The 19,661-nt window shown below is 56.2% G+C and carries 15 protein-coding genes; all 15 read right to left on the reverse strand.

The window, feature by feature from the left end:
* Window positions 1-57: 57 nt before the first annotated feature.
* The 15 genes from secA to ABIE02_RS10125 all read right to left on the reverse strand — a co-directional run bounded on the left by secA (window position 58) and on the right by ABIE02_RS10125 (window position 19,654).
* A complete protein-coding gene (gene secA, locus ABIE02_RS10055; protein ID WP_032616546.1) occupies window positions 58-2,763 on the reverse strand; it encodes a preprotein translocase subunit SecA in 2,706 nt (901 codons plus the stop codon).
* Window positions 2,764-2,822: 59 nt separating this feature from the next.
* Window positions 2,823-3,326: a secA translation cis-regulator SecM gene (gene secM, locus ABIE02_RS10060; protein ID WP_164539875.1), complete on the reverse strand. Its 504-nt coding sequence runs from the start codon at window positions 3,324-3,326 to the stop codon at window positions 2,823-2,825.
* 250 nt (window positions 3,327-3,576) lie between these two features.
* The gene (lpxC, locus tag ABIE02_RS10065) at window positions 3,577-4,494 is read right to left on the reverse strand and encodes a UDP-3-O-acyl-N-acetylglucosamine deacetylase (protein WP_032616545.1); all 918 of its coding nucleotides are present in this window, start codon (window positions 4,492-4,494) and stop codon (window positions 3,577-3,579) included.
* 101 nt (window positions 4,495-4,595) lie between these two features.
* Entirely contained in the window at window positions 4,596-5,747 is a 1,152-nt protein-coding gene (gene ftsZ / locus ABIE02_RS10070; protein WP_032616544.1) for a cell division protein FtsZ, read from the reverse strand.
* Between the two features lie 63 nt (window positions 5,748-5,810).
* Window positions 5,811-7,067 (reverse strand): cell division protein FtsA, encoded by a 1,257-nt coding sequence (gene ftsA, locus ABIE02_RS10075; RefSeq protein ID WP_032616543.1) that lies wholly within the window; start codon window positions 7,065-7,067, stop codon window positions 5,811-5,813.
* A 2-nt stretch (window positions 7,068-7,069) separates the two neighbouring features.
* Window positions 7,070-7,903 (reverse strand): cell division protein FtsQ, encoded by an 834-nt coding sequence (ftsQ, locus tag ABIE02_RS10080; protein ID WP_336994877.1) that lies wholly within the window; start codon window positions 7,901-7,903, stop codon window positions 7,070-7,072.
* A 1-nt stretch (window position 7,904) separates the two neighbouring features.
* Window positions 7,905-8,825, reverse strand: coding sequence for a D-alanine--D-alanine ligase (locus ABIE02_RS10085; RefSeq protein ID WP_336994878.1), 921 nt, complete (start codon window positions 8,823-8,825; stop codon window positions 7,905-7,907).
* A complete protein-coding gene (gene murC / locus ABIE02_RS10090) occupies window positions 8,818-10,293 on the reverse strand; it encodes a UDP-N-acetylmuramate--L-alanine ligase (protein WP_032616539.1) in 1,476 nt (491 codons plus the stop codon). The genes ABIE02_RS10085 and murC overlap by 8 nt, the downstream gene beginning before the upstream one ends.
* 59 nt (window positions 10,294-10,352) lie before the next feature.
* Entirely contained in the window at window positions 10,353-11,417 is a 1,065-nt protein-coding gene (gene murG / locus ABIE02_RS10095) for an undecaprenyldiphospho-muramoylpentapeptide beta-N-acetylglucosaminyltransferase (RefSeq protein ID WP_032616538.1), read from the reverse strand.
* Window positions 11,414-12,667 (reverse strand): cell division protein FtsW, encoded by a 1,254-nt coding sequence (gene ftsW / locus ABIE02_RS10100; protein ID WP_059308725.1) that lies wholly within the window; start codon window positions 12,665-12,667, stop codon window positions 11,414-11,416. Before ftsW ends, murG begins: the two co-directional genes overlap by 4 nt.
* Complete coding sequence (gene murD / locus ABIE02_RS10105) at window positions 12,667-13,983, reverse strand: UDP-N-acetylmuramoyl-L-alanine--D-glutamate ligase (protein WP_032616535.1); 1,317 nt, start codon at window positions 13,981-13,983, stop codon at window positions 12,667-12,669. Before murD ends, ftsW begins: the two co-directional genes overlap by 1 nt.
* A 2-nt stretch (window positions 13,984-13,985) precedes the next feature.
* Entirely contained in the window at window positions 13,986-15,068 is a 1,083-nt protein-coding gene (gene mraY, locus ABIE02_RS10110; protein ID WP_032616534.1) for a phospho-N-acetylmuramoyl-pentapeptide-transferase, read from the reverse strand.
* The gene (murF, locus tag ABIE02_RS10115; RefSeq protein ID WP_059308727.1) at window positions 15,062-16,417 is read right to left on the reverse strand and encodes a UDP-N-acetylmuramoyl-tripeptide--D-alanyl-D-alanine ligase; all 1,356 of its coding nucleotides are present in this window, start codon (window positions 16,415-16,417) and stop codon (window positions 15,062-15,064) included. The genes mraY and murF overlap by 7 nt, the downstream gene beginning before the upstream one ends.
* The gene (murE, locus tag ABIE02_RS10120) at window positions 16,414-17,901 is read right to left on the reverse strand and encodes a UDP-N-acetylmuramoyl-L-alanyl-D-glutamate--2,6-diaminopimelate ligase (protein ID WP_336994879.1); all 1,488 of its coding nucleotides are present in this window, start codon (window positions 17,899-17,901) and stop codon (window positions 16,414-16,416) included. Before murE ends, murF begins: the two co-directional genes overlap by 4 nt.
* A complete protein-coding gene (locus ABIE02_RS10125; RefSeq protein ID WP_032616530.1) occupies window positions 17,888-19,654 on the reverse strand; it encodes a peptidoglycan glycosyltransferase FtsI in 1,767 nt (588 codons plus the stop codon). Before ABIE02_RS10125 ends, murE begins: the two co-directional genes overlap by 14 nt.
* Between the last annotated feature and the right edge of the window lie 7 nt (window positions 19,655-19,661).

Below are 19,661 nucleotides of genomic sequence, written 5' to 3' on the forward strand. Positions count from 1 at the left end.
TGTCCTGATTCCATAAAAAAGGCGCAGATATCTGCGCCTTTTCAGTTGGTTTAATGCTTAGCTCAGACGGCCATGGCACTGTTTGTATTTTTTACCGGAACCACATGGGCACGGATCGTTACGACCTACCTTACGCTCACCGGCCTGCGCGGCAATCGCGGCAGCGGCGGCTTCTTCATCGTCCTGATGGCTAAGCTGCTGCATCTGGGCCAGACGTTCAGCCTCTTCGCGGCGCTGCTGCTCCATCTCTTCAACTTCTTCCGGCATGCGAACCTGCACTTTGCTCAGGGTGCTGATCACTTCGTATTTCAGGGATTCAAGCATTGAGGCAAACATCGCAAAGGATTCGCGTTTGTACTCCTGCTTCGGATCTTTCTGCGCATAGCCACGCAGATGGATACCCTGACGCAGGTAGTCCATCGCCGCCAGGTGCTCTTTCCACAGGGAGTCCAACGTTTGCAGCATGACGCCTTTCTCGAAGTGACGCATCATCTCAGCGCCGACCACTTCTTCTTTGCGCTTATAGACTTCAATGGCATTAGCAAAAATACGCTCGCGCAGGGTCTCTTCGTGCAGCTCAGGCTCTTTATCCAGCCACTCCTGGATAGGCAGATCCAGATCGAAATCGTTCTTCAGGCGTGCCTGCAGGCCTTCGATATCCCACATCTCTTCCAGCGATTGCGGAGGAATGTGTCCATCGATAGTGGCTTTAAAGACGTCTTCACGGATACTGTTGATGGTTTCGCTCACGTCGGACACGTCCAGCAGCTCGTTACGCTGGGTGTAAATCGCGCGACGCTGGTCGTTGGCTACGTCATCATACTCAAGCAGCTGCTTACGAATATCAAAGTTACGGCTTTCCACTTTACGCTGGGCGTTAGCGATGGCTTTGGTCACCCACGGGTGCTCGATTGCTTCGCCTGGCTTCATGCCCAATTTGCGCATCATGCCCGACACACGGTCAGAGGCGAAAATACGCATCAGCGCATCTTCCATCGACAGGTAGAAGCGGGATGAACCGGCATCACCCTGACGACCTGCACGACCACGCAGCTGGTTGTCGATACGGCGAGATTCATGACGCTCGGTACCGATGATGTGCAGACCGCCCGCGGCCAGTACAGCATCGTGACGAACCTGCCAGTCGGCTTTGATCTGGGCGATCTGTTCCGGGGTTGGGTTTTCCAGCTCGGCTACTTCTGCCTGCCAGCTACCGCCCAGCATGATGTCAGTACCACGGCCCGCCATGTTGGTGGCGATTGTTACGGCCCCCGGATAGCCCGCCTGCGCAACGATATCCGCTTCTTTGGCGTGGAATTTGGCGTTCAGTACGTTGTGCTTGATGCCCGCTTTCGTCAGCTCATTGGAAACCACTTCGGATTTTTCAATAGAGATGGTACCCACCAGAACCGGCTGGCCCGCGGCGGTACGGTCGCGAATATCTTCGATGATGGCCTGAATTTTTTCTGCTTCGGTCATGTAGACCAGGTCCGGCATATCTTTACGGATCATCGGACGGTTGGTTGGAACCACCACGGTATCCAGCTTGTAGATTGAGCTGAATTCGAAGGCTTCGGTATCCGCCGTACCGGTCATCCCTGCCAGTTTCTCATACAGACGGAAGTAGTTCTGGAAGGTAATGGATGCCAGGGTCTGGTTCTCGTTCTGGATATCCACGCCTTCTTTAGCTTCCACCGCCTGATGCAGACCATCGGACCAGCGACGCCCCTGCATGGTACGACCGGTGTGCTCATCGACGATGATAACTTCGCCATCTTTAACGATATAATCAACGTCACGGGTAAACAGTACATGCGCGCGCAGCGCCGCCGTCACGTGGTGCATCAGCATAATGTTGCCAGGAGAGTAGAGTGACTCGCCTTCATCCATAATGCCCTGCGCAACCAGCAGTTCTTCGATCTGGACCAGACCACGTTCGGTCAGGTTCACCTGACGGGCTTTTTCGTCCACGGAGAAGTGGCCTTCGCCCTGGAAGCTGTCGGAGTCCTCTTTTTCCTGACGGATCAGGTGAGGAATGATTTTGTCGACTTTGCGATACATTTCGGAGCTGTCTTCGGCAGGGCCGGAGATGATCAGCGGCGTACGGGCTTCATCGATCAGAATGGAGTCAACCTCATCCACCAGCGCATAGTGCAGTTTACGCTGAACGCGCTCTTCCGGGCTGAACGCCATGTTATCGCGCAGGTAGTCAAAACCGTATTCGTTGTTGGTGCCGTATGTGATGTCCGCGTTATAGGCTTCACGCTTGGCCGGAGCAGGAAGACCGGACATGTTGATGCCCACGGTCAGGCCCAGGAACTCGAACAGTGGACGGTTGTTTTCGGCGTCACGCTGCGCCAGATAGTCGTTGACGGTTACGACGTGTACGCCTTTACCGGATAAGGCATTAAGGTAAGCAGGCAGGGTCGCAGTCAGGGTTTTACCTTCACCGGTACGCATCTCAGCGATGCAACGGTCGTTCAGCACCATACCGCCCAGCAGCTGCACGTCGAAGTGACGCATGCCAAATACGCGCTTACTCGCTTCGCGAACCACGGCGAAAGCTTCCGGGATCAGACTTTCAACGGTTTCGCCTTTTTCAAGACGGGCACGGAACTCTACAGTTTTGCCTTTCAGCTCTTCATCAGAGAGTTTTTCCATCGCTGGCTCAAGGCCATTGATGATGCTGACAGCTTTGCGCATACGGCGCAAAGTACGATCGTTACGGCTACCGAAAACTTTTGTTAGTAATTTGATTAACATAATAAATTCTCAAACGCCCCATCATGGGCAGTTAAATTAAGGTATTGAAAAGCGTTAATTTAGCTGAGGCGTTGAGGTCCGGCGCGGATGCCCTGTACCTGGCTAATCCAGGCCGACACGGAGAAAGCGGATGGGGGATAGAATGCAGTAAGCGCGACCTGACGAACAATGACCGGCGGCTCGCTCTGTTGGGTAAGCAGCGTGTTGAGCGTATCCAGCAGCGCCAGATGGTGCGCCTGAACCGGTAGGGACTCTTCAACAGCAGGCAACGCCTGCGGTGCCATGGCGAATGAGAGGTGACGAATAACGGTGCGGATAGCATGCTGATGCCAATAATCCACCGTGTAATTCGGTCGGCGATTCGCTTCCAGTAGAGCAAGGTTAGTGAAGTTAACCCGCGTGTTCAGGTCTTGTGGAGAGGTGGCGGTCTTTGCGGGGTTAGCTGCTTCGGCGTTGCTGCTGAGCGCGGGCAGGCCAAGGCTCGCCGCGACCATCCCCAAAAGGAGATGCGGCCAGAAGTAACGTCTGCCAAATTGTCGCCAGCGCGTCAGAATTCCGCTCAATTGCCCCACCAAAAGTAAGTAAGCCTTCAGGCTCACCGTAAGAATTTTCTATTTAGCGTCCAGATATTACCACCAATGCGACGGCGCAGCAGCAGTAATGAGGCACCGGGGAGGTTAAAAATGGTGATGAAATCAGCAAACGCGCCATTGACTACGGCAATTCGGGAAGGATAAAAACAAAAACGACTGGTCTTGCTGGCCGGAGAGAGTGCCAGGTCAACCAGTCGAATTTAAATAACGGGATCTACCGTTACGCCAGAACTGTGCTCGGTGCTTTGAATGCCAGTGGCAGTTCAGCTTCGTCTTCGAAGGTCACATATTCCCAGGCTTCCTGTTTTGCCAGAACAGCCTGCAACAGTTTGTTGTTCAGCGCATGACCGGATTTATACGCGGTAAATGCACCAATGATATTGTGACCACACATGAACAGGTCGCCGATCGCATCCAGCATTTTGTGACGAACGAATTCATCTTCAAAACGCAGGCCGTCTTCGTTCAGTACGCGATAATCGTCAACAACGATGGCACAATCGAAGCTGCCGCCCAGGCACAGGCCGCGGGACTGCAGATATTCGATATCACGCATGAAACCAAAAGTACGCGCACGACTGATCTGACGCATAAACGCATCAGCAGAGAAGTTCATCGCATAGCGCTGGGTGCTGGAATCAATCGCCGGATGGTTGAAATCGATGGTGAAATCCAACGAAAAACCATTAAACGGCTTGAATTCAGCCCATTTGTCGCCATCCTGGACACGAACGGTCTCTTTGATACGCACAAATTTCTTCGCACAGTTCAGTTCTTCAATGCCGGCATCCAGCAACAGATAAACGAACGGTGCAGCGCTGCCATCCATGATTGGGATTTCTGGCGCATCGACTTCAATAACAATGTTGTCGATACCCAGACCCGCCAGGGCGGCATTCAGGTGCTCTACGGTAGAGATCCGCACGTCATGCTCGTTCACCAGGCAAGTACAGAGCATGGTATCACGCACAGATTTGGCATCAGCCGGGAAATCTACCGGTGGATTCAAGTCGGTGCGACGATAGATGACCCCGGTATTGGCCGGCGCAGGGCGCAGCGTCAGTGTGACTTTCTTGCCGGTATGTAAACCGACACCTGTCGCCTGAACGATACGTTTTAATGTCCTTTGTTTGATCATCGTATAATCTCGCCAAGTTACTTATCCAACCGAGAGTGTATATCACTATCGGGCGGCCAGTTTAGCACAAAGAGCGTAAATTCCCTAATTCCAGCTAATTCTTAATCAGCTTGCTTACGCAGGAACGCAGGGATATCCAGATAATCTGGCTCTTTCTGGGTCTGTGTTGTGTTGTCATTAACCACTTTCGCGGCCGGTTTTTGCTCTTGCGTCAACGGCGCCATGCCGTGCGGCTGGTAGCGATCCATCACAGGCTGCTGAGCAGTTTTGTTCGTCACCAGGGTGATCTCAGGACGTTTGTCCATGCCGATACCGGTAGCAACAACAGTTACGCGCAGCTCATCGTTCATCTCTGGATCAAGGGACGTACCGATTACCACAGTGGCGTTGTCAGAGGCGAACGCACGGATGGTGTTACCCACGGTTTCGAACTCATCCAGACGCAGGTCGAAGCCCGCAGTGATGTTGACCAGCACGCCGCGCGCACCAGACAGATCGATATCTTCCAGCAGCGGAGAAGAGATCGCCATTTCAGCGGCTTCTTCTGCACGGTCTTCACCTTTCGCCACGCCGGAGCCCATCATCGCGTAGCCCATCTCGGACATCACGGTGCGCACGTCAGCAAAGTCGACGTTCATCAGGCCCGGACGGGTGATCAGCTCGGCGATACCTTGCACTGCACCTTTCAGTACATCGTTCGCAGCGCCAAAGGCGTCCAGCAGAGAGATGCCACGGCCCAGCACTTTCAGCAGTTTGTCGTTCGGAATAGTGATCAGCGAGTCCACGTGTTTGGACAGCTCGGTGATACCCTGCTCGGCAAACGCCATACGCTTCTTGCCTTCAAAATTGAAAGGCTTAGTCACGACGGCAACCGTCAGGATACCTAAATCTTTAGCAACTTCAGCAACCACTGGCGCAGCACCGGTTCCGGTACCGCCGCCCATGCCCGCGGCGATAAACACCATGTCTGCACCATCAAGCGCAGCACGCAGGGCTTCACGATCTTCTTCTGCAGCATTGCGGCCGACTTCCGGGTTTGCCCCAGCGCCCAGCCCTTTGGTGATGCCGCCACCGATTTGGATCGTCTGGCCAACAGCCGTTTTACGCAGTGCCTGCGCATCGGTGTTCACCGCGAAGAACTCTACACCTTCGATGCGCTCGCGCACCATATGCTCTACAGCATTACCGCCGCCGCCACCGACGCCGATGACTTTAATCACCGCGTCGTTGGTCAGTTCCATAGGTTCAAACATAGTTTCTCTCCGTTTTGTGCCTGTCGCCCGAAACCGTTAATTCTCGCCGGTCTCTTACTAAAATTAAAATTCTTTTCGCAGCCAGGTATTGATTCGTTTAAACCACGAACCTACCGACGCGCGTTTTTCTACTTCTGCTTCGCCACTGAGATGTGTTTCTTTCCCGTAATGAAGCAAGCCCACTGCCGTTGAGTAATACGGCTCCTGAGCATAATCCGTTAAACCGGTGATGTTCAGCGGTGCGCCGATGCGCACCTGCGTATGGAACACGCGCTGAGCACAGGCCGCAAGACCCTCAATTTGCGCCGCACCGCCGGTTAATACAATCCCCGCCGCAAGATGGTGTTTGACACCTTGCTGGCGAAGCTGTTCCTGTAACTGCAAAATCTCTTCGTTGACCAGGTTGAGTAGCTCGGTATAACGCGGCTCAATGACCTCGGCTAACGTCTGGCGCTGTAGGCTGCGCGGTGGACGTCCACCCACGCTCGGCACTTCAACGCTCTCATCTTTGCCCACAATGGAGCCAAGTGCACAACCGTGGCGCACTTTAATCGCCTCTGCATCGCTCGGTGGCGTGCCAAAGGCGTAGGCGATATCGCTGGTCACCACGTTCCCCGCATAAGGGATAACTTTCGTGTGGCGCAGCGCCCCGCCGGTATAGACGGCCATGTCCATCGTACCACCACCGATATCCACGACACAGACGCCCAGCTCACGTTCGTCTTCAGTCAATACGGAATAACTTGCCGCAAGACCGGCGAAAATCAGTTGGTCAACTTTAAGACCACAACGTTCAACGGCTTTGACGATGTTCTTCGCCATATCGTTGTGACATGTGATCAAGTGCACTTTTGCCTGCATACGCACGCCGGAAAGGCCTACCGGATTTTTAATACCTTCCTGGTAGTCAATCGCATACTCCTGCGGGATCACATGCAGGACGCGATGTTCATCGCGAACACGCACAGATTTCGCAGTATGCACTACGTTTTCGACGTCTTCCTGCGAGACTTCTTCTTCTGAGATCGGCACCATGCCAATCTCGTTCTGGCAGCTGATATGCTTGCCAGAAAGCGCCAGATACACGGAGGAAATCTGGCAATCTGCCATCAGTTCGGCCTGATCGATGGCGCGCTGTACGCATTTCACCACCGACTCAAGGTCGTTTACCCCACCTTTATCCATACCACGAGACGGGCAACTGCCCACACCAATGATATTGACCATACCGTCGGGCAGAACTTCCCCTACTAAAGCGGCAACCTTCGCAGTGCCAATCTCCAGTCCTACTACCAGTTTTCTGTCCGTCGCCTTGATCATTGTTATTCTGCCTGTACCTGAGCCTGAGTCTGTTGCTGATTAGGTTCCTCAACCGGCGCCGGGATCCACCCGACCGATGCGCCTGAGTCATAGCGCAAATCAACGTAGCTAATCCTTTTGCCTTCAGCCTGCGCCTGCTGCTGTAGAACGGGATAAAGTTCTACAAAACGGTTCAGACGCTTCATCGTGTCACCCCGGCCAAGATTCAGCTTAATATCGTTCGTCAGCGTCAATTGCCAGGAACGACGCGCCGTCATCGCGGCTTGTTTCAGGGTAAAACGATCTTTAGCCAGCACTTGCCCCATGTTACGGAAGCCTTCCAGCACTTCGTTTTCGCTGCCTTCTGGACCATACAACATAGGTAAATTTTGCTTGCTGACACGATCGGCCGGGACGCTGAAAGAAATTCCATCTACGTCAACCATATGCTGATCATTCCAACGCGCAATGGGTACATATTCAACCAGATGAATCTTCAATTCATCCGGCCACTGCTTTCTAACGCTCGCCTGTTTAATCCAGGGCAAACGCTCAATCTGGCTCTGGATAATATTCACATCCTGCGTCATGAAGGTGCCGGGCGATCCTAATGCCAGAATCGACTGACGGATATCATCATTACGCGTGTAGTGACGATCACCTGTCACCACCAGTTTCGACAGAGGCAGACGTTGTGCATCTTCCATCCAGCCGAGCACCATCCAGCCGCTGACAAACACCGTACACAGCACGGCGAGCAGGAAGGTAATCCCTGCAAGACGCGTTCCATTACTCCGTCGCGAAGAGGAATACTCTTCTTCGTCACGGTTTCGCGTGTTCAGCGCAGCCTGAGACATATCAGCCCGCCTGGTCCAGAATACGAACCACTAACTGCGAGAAGCTCATTCCCGCCTGGCGCGCCGCCATCGGCACCAGGCTATGACTGGTCATACCCGGTGAGGTGTTGGCTTCCAGCAGATAAAACTGCCCATCGCTATCCTGCATCACGTCGATCCGTCCCCAGCCACGGCAGCCAAGTACATGCCAGGCTTTTAGCACCAAGGCGTTTAAAATGGCTTCACGCTCCGCTTCCAGACCACTTGGGCAGAAATATTGCGTCTCATCAGAGAGATACTTCGCCTCATAATCATAGAAGGTTCCAGCTGGTTGGATACGAATTGATGGTAAAATTTCTTCGCCAAGCACCGCAACGGTAAATTCCGGTCCGCTGAGCCATTTTTCAATCAAAACTTCTTCATCATGTTGAAATGCCAGCGCTAATGCAGATGATATATCGCCAGCTTCATCAACTTTAGACATTCCTACGCTTGAGCCTTCACGGCTGGGTTTCACAATCACCGGCAATCCCAGCGCCGCAATACGTTCAGTGACGCTGGCGTCAAGGCCCTGCTCAAATTCACGACGGGTCATAGCTACCCATGGCGCAACCGGCAAACCGGCCCCCTGCCACAGCAGTTTGCTGCGCAGTTTGTCCATGGAGATGGCTGAGGCCATCACACCGCTGCCGGTATAAGGCAGACCGATGATGTCCAGCAGCCCTTGCAACGTACCGTCTTCACCGCCGCGGCCGTGCAGCGCGATAAAGACTTTAGCAAAACCCATCTCTTTCAGGCGCGTCACGTCAGTCTCTTTCGGATCGACCAGATGCGCGTTAACACCGCCTTCGCGAAGCCCTGCCAGCACCGCCGCGCCCGAATTCAGAGAGACTTCGCGTTCTGCAGAAGTGCCGCCAGACAGGACCGCAATCTTATCAGCCATGACGTTCTTCCTCCGAAATTTGCGGCTTAAGTTTGATTTCAGCCAGAGTACGGGCGATCTTGCCGATATTTCCCGCACCCTGCACCAGAATCAAATCATTGCCGGTCAACACCGGAGCAAGCATCGCTGCCGCCTGGGCATGATCGGAGACCAGAATCGGGTCGATCTTGCCGCGACCGCGAATGGTGCGGCAAAGAGAGCGACTGTCTGCGCCCGGAATCGCCGCTTCGCCCGCCGCGTAAACTTCCAGCATCAGCAGGGTATCAACCTGTGAAAGCACATTCGCGAAATCGTCATAGAGGTCGCGCGTACGGGTATAGCGGTGTGGCTGGAACAGCATGACCAGATTTTTGTCCGGCCAGCCCGCGCGCGCCGCTTTGATCGTGGCGTCCACTTCGGTCGGGTGATGACCGTAGTCATCAACCAGCATCGCGGTTCCGCTTTTTCCGTTCACGGTTTCCAGTGGGAACTCGCCAAGGAAATCGAAACGACGGCCGGTGCCCTGGAAGCTTTCCAGCGCCCGCAAAATGGCCTCGTCATCAATGCCTTCTTCTGTTGCGACCGCAACGGCCGCCGCGGCGTTCAGGGCGTTGTGACGACCCGGCGCATTCAGCGTTACCTGCAGCAGCTCTTTATCCTGACGTGCCAGGGTGAAATGCCCCTGCGCACCAATCTGTTTGTAACTTTCCACCCGAACATCGGCATCTTCGCTGAAACCGTAAGTCGTGATCTGACGGCCCACGCGCGGCAGCAGCTCGCGGATCACCGGGTCGTCTACACACATTACGGCCCGTCCATAAAACGGCAAATTGTGGAGAAAGTTTATGAATGTTTGCTTTAAATTTTCGAAGTCGCCCTGGTAGGTATCCATATGGTCGGCTTCGATGTTGGTCACGATTGCCACCATCGGCTGCAAATGCAGGAAAGAGGCGTCACTTTCATCCGCTTCAGCGATCAGATAACGGCTGTTACCCAGGCGCGCGTGCACACCCGCGGCTTTGACCAGGCCGCCGTTGACGAAAGTTGGATCGAGGCCCGCTTCAGCATAAATGCTGGAGACCATCGCCGTGGTGGTGGTTTTACCGTGGGTTCCGGCAATGGCGATGCCGTGACGAAAACGCATCAGCTCGGCCAGCATCTCTGCACGGCGGATCACCGGGATACGTGCTTCGTGTGCAGCAACAATTTCCGGGTTGTCGGCAGAGATGGCGCTGGAAACGACCACCACGCTGGCATCAAGGACGTTTTCCGGGCGATGGTTAAAATAGATAGTCGCACCGAGCGACGCCAACTGTTGCGTAACAGGGTTCGGCGCCAGATCGGAACCGCTGATCTGGTAGCCTTCATTCGCCAGCACTTCGGCAATACCGCCCATACCGGCGCCGCCGATGCCAACAAAATGAATGTGCCGGACGCGACGCATCTCGGGCACGATTGAACGCAGTTTCGCCAGTTGTTGTGTATTCATTCTCTAAACGCCATCGACTACTTCAAAAAATTCGTGCAGCGCAACACGCGCTGCGAGGGTTAAACCTGGGCTGCCAGGCTCACTTCTTTTGCCACCCGTTCCGTTGCATCCGGGATCGCTGCGGCACGTGCATGCTGCGCCATCTCCAGTAATGTCTTCCGGTCCCAGCCCGCCAGGGTGGTGGCGACCGCGTCTGCGGTAAACTGCGGCTGTTCAAAAATTTTCGCGGCGCCGGCTTTCTCAAGCGGCAACGCATTCCAGTACTGCTGACGATCTTTGTGCTGGAATGGCACAAACAGCGCCGGTAAGCCTGCGGCGGCAATTTCGCTCACCGTCAGCGCGCCGGAGCGGCAGACCACGACATCGGCCCAGGCATACGCCGCCGCCATGTCGTCGATAAATTCAGTCACTTTATGCTGCGGCTGGCCCGCATCGGCATAGGCCTGCTCGACCGTTTGCTGACCGCCCTTCCCGCTTTGATGCCAGATGGTCACCGCGTCACCGAGCTTGGCCGCAACCTGCGGCAGCGTCTGGTTCAGAATGCGCGCCCCTTGAGAGCCGCCCACTACCAGCACACGCACCGGGCCTTCGCGCCCGACAAGACGCTCCTGCGGCAACGGCAGTGCAAGCACGTCCACACGCACCGGGTTACCCACCACATCCGCTTTCGGAAATGCGCCGGGAAACGCCTGCATCACTTTGCTGGCGATACGGGAGAGCCACTTGTTGGTCAGACCGGCAATACCGTTCTGCTCATGCAGCACAACCGGGATCCCCAGCGACCACGCCGCCAGCCCACCAGGACCCGAGACATAACCGCCCATCCCCAGCACCACGTCCGGCTTGAAACGCTTCATGATCGCCCGCGCCTGGCGCCAGGCGTTGAAAATGCGCACCGGCGCCAGCAGCAGGGCTTTGATCCCCTTGCCGCGCAAGCCGGAGATATGGATAAAGTCGATCTCAATCCCGTGCTTCGGTACCAGATCGGCCTCCATGCGGTCTGCGGTTCCCAGCCAGCGTACCTGCCAGCCCTGATCCATTAAATGGTGCGCAACCGCCAGTCCCGGGAACACATGCCCGCCGGTACCGCCTGCCATCACCATTAACCGCTTCGGTTGATTCATCGTGAACCTCGTGTAAACGCCTGGGCATTTTCCAGACGCGTTTCATAATCTATGCGTAGCAAAAACATAATGGCGGTCGACATGATCAACAGACTCGAACCACCATAACTGATTAACGGCAGCGTCAGACCTTTGGTTGGCAGCATACCGGCTGCGGCACCCACGTTAACTAAAGCCTGAAAACTGAACCAGATACCGATTGAACAGGCCAGAAAACCTGAGAAACGGTGGTCGATGACCAGTGCTTTCCGGCCGATCGACATCGCACGGAAAGCGACGAAGAATACCATTAAAAGCGCTAATACCACACCGATATAACCCAGTTCTTCCCCAATGATGGAGAAGATGAAGTCGGTATGCGCCTCGGGTAAATACTCCAGTTTTTGCACTGAATTCCCTAACCCCTGCCCCCACATTTCACCGCGGCCAAAGGCCATCAATGACTGGGTCAGCTGATAACCGCTGCCGAAGGGATCTTCCCAGGGATTCCAGAAAGAGGTCACACGACGAATACGGTACGGTTCGGCAAGGATCAGCAGTACCACTGCGGAGATCCCCATTCCGATGATGGCGATGAACTGCCAGAGTTTCGCCCCCGCCAGGAACAGCATCGCCAGGGTGGTAACAAACAGTACGACCACGGTCCCGAGGTCAGGCTGGGCCAGCAACAGAACCGCCAGCACCAGGATCACGCCCATCGGTTTTAAGAAGCCGCGCAGGTTGTTACGAACCTCATCCACCTTGCGCACCAGATAGTTGGCGAGGTAGCAGAACAGCGACAGCTTGGTGAATTCGGCAGGCTGAATACGCAGCGGGCCAAAGGCAATCCAGCGCGAGGCCCCATTCACCGAGCTACCCACCACCAGTACGATCAGCAGCATGACGATCGAGGCGATCAGCATGGCGGTACTGTGGCGTTGCCAGAAGACCATCGGCAGACGTAAAGTCACCATCGCCAGACAGAACGCCAAAATGATGTACAGCCCGTCACGCTTGGCAAACAGGAAAGGATCGTTAGCCAGACGCTGCCCGACAGGCATTGAGGCTGAGGTCACCATAATAAAGCCAATCGCCGCCAGCCCCAGCGTGAGCCAGAGCAGCATACGGTCGTACATCACCAGGCTATCGGAATCTTTATCCCTGGACCCCATGACCCAGCCTTTGAGCGCCGACGAAATCCACACCAGGATGCTGAATCCCGGCATGCGCGGCATGCGCGGCATCTTCAGGCGAGGGAGAGAGAAGCGCATTAGCCTAACTCCTTCGCCAGACGGGTAAAGAGATCGCCACGCTGCTCGAAATTCTTAAACTGATCGAGGCTGGCGCAGGCTGGCGAGAGCAGCACCATGTCACCCGGCTTCACGCGCGGAGCAATCAGCCGCATCGCCTGCTCCATGGTATCGGTTTGCTCAGCGATATCCGGGCGCAGCGCCGCCAGTTCTGCCCCGTCACGGCCAAAGCAGTAAAGACGCACGTTGTCGCCGCTGAGGTACTGTTTCAGCGAAGAGAAATCGGCAGCTTTGCCGTCGCCTCCCAGCAGCAGATGCAGGGTGCCCTCAACGTGCAGGCCATTTAGCGCCGCTTCGGTGCTGCCAACGTTGGTGGCTTTTGAATCGTTGATCCAGCGAACGCCGTTATGCTCAAGCGCCAGCTGGAAGCGATGCGCCAGACCGCTGAAGGTAGTCAGGGCTTTCAGGCTGGTGGCGCGCGGCAAGCCGGCGGCATCCGCCAGCGCCAGTGCGGCAAGGGCGTTGGTGTAGTTATGCTGGCCCGTCAGGTGCATCTCTTTCACGTTCAGCACCTTTTCACCTTTCACCCGCAGCCAGGTTTCGCCCTGCTGGCGGTTCAGGTGATAGTCGCCCATATTGATGCCGAAACTCACGCAGCGTTCATCTGCCCCACGTACTGGCATGGTCAGCGCATCATCGGCGTTCACCACGCAGACGCGGGCATTTTCATAGACACGCAGCTTGGCGGCGCGGTACTGCTGCAGACCAAACGGATAGCGATCCATATGATCTTCGGTAACGTTGAGGATGGTAGCAGCGACCGCCTGCAGGCTTGAGGTGGTTTCCAGCTGGAAGCTGGAGAGTTCAAGGATGTACAGCTCGCGGGCTGCATCCAGCAGCATCAATGCTGGCAGGCCGATATTGCCGCCCACACCGGCATTAACGCCCGCCGCTTTCGCCATTTCACCCACCAGGCTGGTGACGGTGCTTTTGCCGTTGGAACCGGTAATGGCCACGATCGGCGCCTGAGCTTCACGGCAGAACAGTTCGATATCACCGACGATCTCGACGCCCGCCTCTGCCGCCGCACTTAACGCCGGGTGGGCCAGGGCAATGCCCGGGCTGGCGACAATCAGATCGGCGGCGTGAAGCCACGCTTCATTCAGACCACCAAGGTGGCGTTCAACCTGCTCCGGCAGTTTATCCAGACCCGGCGGAGAGGTACGCGTATCCATCACGCGAGGCGTAACGCCTCGTGCGAGGAAAAAGTCCACGCAGGAGAGGCCGGTTAAGCCCAACCCGATGATAACGACTTTTTTACCCTGGTAATCTGCCATGATTAACGTACCTTCAGCGTTGCCAGGCCAATCAGCACCAGCATCAGCGAAATAATCCAGAAGCGCACGATGACGCGCGGCTCTGGCCAGCCTTTCAATTCATAGTGGTGATGGATAGGCGCCATACGGAAGATGCGCTGACCGCGCAGCTTGAAGGAGCCAACCTGCAAAATCACCGACAGGGTTTCAACCACAAACACACCGCCCATGATCACCAGCAGGAACTCCTGACGCAGCAGCACGGCGATGATGCCCAGCGCGCCACCGAGTGCCAGCGAACCCACGTCGCCCATAAAGACCTGCGCCGGGTAGGTGTTGAACCACAGGAAGCCGAGGCCCGCACCGACAATCGCCGTACAGACGATCACCAGTTCACCGGCGTGTCGCAGATAAGGGATGTGCAGGTAGCTCGCAAAATTCATGTTACCTGTCGCCCACGCCACCAGTGCAAAACCGGCCGCCACGAAGACGGTAGGCATAATTGCCAGACCATCCAGGCCATCGGTCAGGTTTACGGCGTTACCAGTACCGACAATCACAAAGTAGGCCAGCAGGATATAGAACAGACCCAGCTGCGGCATCACGTCTTTAAAGAACGGCACCACCAGCTCGGTTGCCGGAGTGTCTTTTCCTGCCAGATAGAGCGCAAAGGCGACGCCCAGCGCGATCACCGACATCCAGAAATACTTCCAGCGGGCGATCAGCCCTTTGGTGTCTTTACGCACGACTTTGCGGTAGTCGTCGACAAAACCGATAATGCCATAGCCCACCAGCACCACCAGCACACACCAGACGTACGGGTTTGACGGGTAAGCCCAGAGCAGCACCGACACCACAATCGCGGTGAGGATCATAATGCCGCCCATGGTTGGCGTACCGCGTTTACTGAAGTGCGACTCGGGGCCGTCGTTACGCACAACCTGACCGAAAGAGAGTTTTTGCAGACGGGCAATCATGCGCGGACCCATCCACAATGAGATGAACAGCGCAGTCAGCAGGCTGACGATGGCGCGAAACGTCAAATAAGAAAAGACGTTAAAGCCGGAATAATATTTGACCAAATGCTCGGCCAGCCAAACTAACATGTCCCATTCTCCTGTAAAGCGTGCACAACCTCTTCCATGGCAGCACTGCGTGAACCTTTCACTAAAACTGTCACAATTTGCTGCTCTTCGACCAGCGTCTTAAGACGGGCAATCAACGCCGCTTTATCGGCAAAATGTTCCCCGACACCACTGGCCTGGCTGATATTTTTACTGAGATGACCAGCGCTTAACACGCGATCGATACCGGAGGCTTTCGCCGCCTCACCCACCTGGATATGGCAGGCTTCGCTCTCGTCGCCCAACTCGGCCATATCGCCGACCACCATCACGCGGTAACCAGGCATCTCAGACAGCACCTGTACTGCAGCAGTCATAGAGCCGACGTTGGCGTTGTAGGAGTCATCCAGCAGGAGTTTGTTTTCCGCCAGCGGGATAGGGAACAGGCGTCCGGGGACCGCTTTCAGGTTTGCCAGCCCGGCTTTGATGGCCGACAGCGGTGCGCCGACCGCCATTGCCAGGGCGGTGGCCGCCAGGGCATTCGCGATATTGTGACGACCCGGCAGAGGCAATAGCACCTCCACATCCCCTGTTGGGGTCTGCAGGGTAAATTCTGTGCCGTGGGAGGTCACGTGAACGTTGGTGGCGGTGAAGTCGCTATTGGCGGCATTCGGTGAGAAGCGCCAGGTTTTGCGATCCCCGATGACGCTTTGCCAGTTCAGCCAGTCGTTGTTGTCGGCATTCATGATGGCGATGCCGTTGACCGGCAGACCGGTGTAGATCTCGCCCTTCGCTTTCGCCACGCCTTCCAGCGAGCCGAAACCTTCAAGGTGCGCCGCGGCGAGGTTGTTTACCAGCGCCGCTTCCGGCTGCGTCAGACTCACGGTCCAGGCGATTTCGCCCTGGTGGTTAGCCCCCAGTTCGATCACCGCATATTCATGCTCGCGGGTCAGACGTAACAGCGTCATCGGCACGCCGATATCGTTATTCAGGTTGCCTGCGGTATAGAGCGTGTTACCGCACTGGCTAAGGATCGCGGCGGTCATCTCCTTAACGGAGGTTTTGCCGGAAGAGCCGGTCAGCGCCACAATACGCGCCGGGACCTGCTGGCGAACCCATGCGGCCAGTTCACCAAACGCCAGACGCGTGTCTTGCACCACCGCCTGCGGCAGATCGATATCCAGTTTACGGCTCACCAGCAATGCGCCAGCTCCCGCCGCTTTCGCTTGCTCAGCAAAATCGTGCGCATCGAAACGCTCACCCTTCAGCGCCACAAACAGGCAGCCGGGGGTAATTTTACGCGTGTCGGTGGTGACGGCATCGAAGGTCAGCTCGCCGCTGACGTCTGCGCCCAGGATAGTGGCCAGTTGGCTTAGCGTTACGCTAATCATGCCATGACTCCCAGCAGACGCGCCGCGGTGATACGGTCGGAGTAGTCCAGACGGTTAGTACCGACGATCTGGTAATCTTCATGGCCTTTACCAGCCAGCAGCACCACGTCGTTTTCACTGGCCTGCATGATGGTGTTGGTTACCGCTTCGGCGCGGCCTTCCACCACACGAGCACGTCCGGCATCCAGCATGCCAGCCAGAATGTCGTTGATGATGGCGCGCGGCTCTTCGGTACGCGGGTTGTCATCGGTCACTACCGCGATATCCGCGAATTGCTCGGCAATGGCACCCATGAGGGGGCGTTTGCCTTTATCGCGATCGCCGCCGCAGCCAAAGACGCACCATAGTTTACCGGCGCAGTGCAGACGCGCGGCTTCCAGCGCTTTCTCGAGCGCATCCGGGGTGTGGGCATAATCCACCACGACAGTAGGTTTGCCCGGGGCGGCGAACACTTCCATACGCCCGCAAACCGGCTGCAGACGCGCGGCGGTTCCGAGCAATTCTGCCAGCGGATAACCCAGCGCCAGCAGGGTAGCGAGAGCCAGCAACAGGTTGCTGACGTTGAACGCCCCCATCAGGCAGCTTTCGATTTCGCCTTCACCCCAGCTCGATGCAAAGCGAATGGTCGCGCCGCTATCGTGATAGATCACCTCGGTGGCTTTCAACCAGCGACCGTGGCAGTTCGGGTTGATATGGTCGGCCATGGAGACCGCAACGGCATCCGGCAGCTTAGCCAGCCAGCGGCGTCCCACTTCGTCATCAGCGTTGATAATCGCCTGACCGGCGTGGTGCGTGGCATACAGCTGCCATTTTGCCGCTTCGTAGTTTTCCATGTCACCATGGTAGTCGAGATGGTCCCGGCTCAGGTTAGTGAACACAGAGGCGGCAAATTTCAGTGCCGCAACACGGTGCTGAACCAACCCGTGAGAAGAGACTTCCATTGCGGCAAAGGTTGCGCCCTGCCCTGCCAGACCGGCCAGCACATGCTGTACGTCGACGGCAGAGCCGGTGGTGTTTTCCGTTGGGTTCACTTTGCCCAGCAGGCCGTTCCCCACCGTACCCATCACCGCGCTGGTTTCACCCAGCAGCTGCGCCCACTGCGCCATCAGCTGCGTGGTGGTGGTTTTACCGTTGGTGCCGGTTACGCCAACCAGACGCAACTGGTCAGAAGGTTCGTTATAAAAACGCCCCGCCAGCGCGGAGAGTCGTTCGGTTAACTGGCTGAGATAGATGACCGGCACGCCGTGCATTTCACGTATTTCGCCATCAGCGGCTTCATCTTTTGCCTCAGCAATAATGGCAGCTACACCTTGCGCTATCGCCTGCGGGATATACCGACGCCCGTCCGCCTGATGACCGACTACTGCCACAAAAAGATCGCCCGAGGCAGCCACACGGCTGTCGAGTACCATCTCTCGCAGGACTCGCGCAGGTAAACCTGATACCCACGGAGCAAGAAGGTCGCGCAAATTACGATCTGCCACCTGTTCCCTCGCCTTGATTAATCACAAATTCACTTTTCTCGCCCGTTGTCAGCGCATCCGGCTCGATGTTCATGGTGCGCAATACGCCGCCCATGATGGCACCAAAGACCGGCGCGGAAACGGCGCCACCGTAGTATTTACCCGCCTGTGGATCGTTGATAACCACCACCAGCGCAAAACGCGGATTACTCGCAGGCGCAACGCCTGCGGTATATGCAATGTATTTATTGATGTAGCGACCATCCGGCCCGACTTTTTTCGCCGTACCGGTTTTAATCGCGATGCGATAGCCTTTGATCGCCGCTTTCACGCCACCGCCGCCGGGCAGGGCCACGCTTTCCATCATGTGCACGACGGTGCGTACGATCGATTCCGGGAAGATACGCTCACCGGGAACCGGCGGATCAACTTTGGTAATCGACAGCGGGCGATAGACGCCATAGCTGCCAATCGTTGCATAGACACGCGCCAACTGTAACGGCGTTACCATTAGCCCGTAGCCGAAAGAGAAGGTGGCCCTCTCTATGTCAGACCACCGTTGTTTTTGAGGATATAAGCCACTGCGTTCTCCGACCAACCCCAAATTGGTCGCCTTTCCGAGTCCAAAACGCGAGTAAGTTTCTACCAACGCTGAGGACGGCATCGCTAACGCCAGCTTAGAAACGCCGACGTTACTCGACTTCTGTAAAACCCCGGTGAGGGTCAATTCGCTGTAACGCGCCACGTCTTTGATTTCGTGACCGTTGATTCGGTAAGGCACCGTGTTCAGCACGGTATTTTCGTTGACGATGCCGCGCTGCAGCGCTGTCATCACCACCATCGGTTTGACCGTTGAACCTGGCTCGAAGACGTCAGTGATCGAACGGTTACGCATGGCGTCTTTGGCGGTTCCGGCAAAATTATTCGGGTTATAGGATGGGCTGCTGGCCATTGCCAGCACTTCGCCGGTGCTGACATCCACCAGTACCGCACTGCCGGATTCCGCTTTGTTAAAAGCGACGGCGTTGTTCAGTTCACGATACACCAGCGCCTGCAGACGCTCGTCGATGCTCAGCGCCAGGTTGTGCGCCGCCTGGCTGTCGGTGGAAGAGATATCTTCAATGACACGGCCATAACGGTCTTTACGGACCACACGCTCGCCCGGCTGGCCGGTCAGCCACTTATCGAAACTCTTCTCGACGCCTTCAATACCCTGGCTGTCGACGTTGGTAAAGCCAATCAGGTGCGCGGTCACTTCCCCGGATGGGTAGTAACGACGCGACTCTTCACGAAGGTGAATCCCCGGCAGCTTCAGTTTTTTGATGTAGTCGGCCATATCAGGGTTAACCTGACGCGCCAGATAGATAAAGCGCCCTTTCGGGTTCGCATTGACGCGGGCAGCCAGCTGATCGAGCGGCATTTTCAGCGCGTCGGAGAGGGCCTTCCAGCGGTTATCGAGCGAGATCCCACCGGCATCATGCAGTTCTTTGGGATCGGCCCAGATCGCTTTCACCGGCACGCTGACCGCCAGCGGACGGCCGGAACGGTCGGTGATCAGACCACGCGAAGTTGACACTTCCTGCACGCGCAGGGAGCGCATGTCGCCCTGACGTACCAGCATGTCAGGGGCAATGATTTGCAGCCACGCCACGCGTCCCAGCAGGAAACCCAGCGCCAGTAAAATGCAGCCGCAAAGCAACGCAAAACGCCAGCTGATGAAGCTGGCCTGTTCTTCCTGACGTTTTGGTTTTAGCGCCTTCGCCGCGGATTTCATGCGTCGC

The sequence above is a fragment of the Leclercia sp. 1548 genome, assembly GCF_050435045.1.
In the GTDB taxonomy this organism is placed as follows: Bacteria; Pseudomonadota; Gammaproteobacteria; order Enterobacterales; family Enterobacteriaceae; genus Enterobacter; species Enterobacter adecarboxylatus.

Excerpts from the sequence above, each read along its gene's own strand:
- ftsA (WP_032616543.1), bottom strand. The coding sequence starts at position 7,067 with ATGATCAAGGCGACGGACAGAAAACTGGTAGTAGGACTGGAGATTGGC.
- murD (WP_032616535.1), bottom strand. The coding sequence starts at position 13,983 with ATGGCAGATTACCAGGGTAAAAAAGTCGTTATCATCGGGTTGGGCTTA.
- murF (WP_059308727.1), bottom strand. The coding sequence starts at position 16,417 with ATGATTAGCGTAACGCTAAGCCAACTGGCCACTATCCTGGGCGCAGAC.
- murG (WP_032616538.1), bottom strand. The coding sequence starts at position 11,417 with ATGAATCAACCGAAGCGGTTAATGGTGATGGCAGGCGGTACCGGCGGG.
- lpxC (WP_032616545.1), bottom strand. The coding sequence starts at position 4,494 with ATGATCAAACAAAGGACATTAAAACGTATCGTTCAGGCGACAGGTGTC.
- ftsQ (WP_336994877.1), bottom strand. The coding sequence starts at position 7,903 with ATGTCTCAGGCTGCGCTGAACACGCGAAACCGTGACGAAGAAGAGTAT.
- mraY (WP_032616534.1), bottom strand. The coding sequence starts at position 15,068 with ATGTTAGTTTGGCTGGCCGAGCATTTGGTCAAATATTATTCCGGCTTT.
- ABIE02_RS10085 (WP_336994878.1), bottom strand. The coding sequence starts at position 8,825 with ATGGCTGATAAGATTGCGGTCCTGTCTGGCGGCACTTCTGCAGAACGC.
- ABIE02_RS10125 (WP_032616530.1), bottom strand. The coding sequence starts at position 19,654 with ATGAAATCCGCGGCGAAGGCGCTAAAACCAAAACGTCAGGAAGAACAG.
- ftsZ (WP_032616544.1), bottom strand. The coding sequence starts at position 5,747 with ATGTTTGAACCTATGGAACTGACCAACGACGCGGTGATTAAAGTCATC.
- secA (WP_032616546.1), bottom strand. The coding sequence starts at position 2,763 with ATGTTAATCAAATTACTAACAAAAGTTTTCGGTAGCCGTAACGATCGT.
- murC (WP_032616539.1), bottom strand. The coding sequence starts at position 10,293 with ATGAATACACAACAACTGGCGAAACTGCGTTCAATCGTGCCCGAGATG.
- ftsW (WP_059308725.1), bottom strand. The coding sequence starts at position 12,667 with ATGCGCTTCTCTCTCCCTCGCCTGAAGATGCCGCGCATGCCGCGCATG.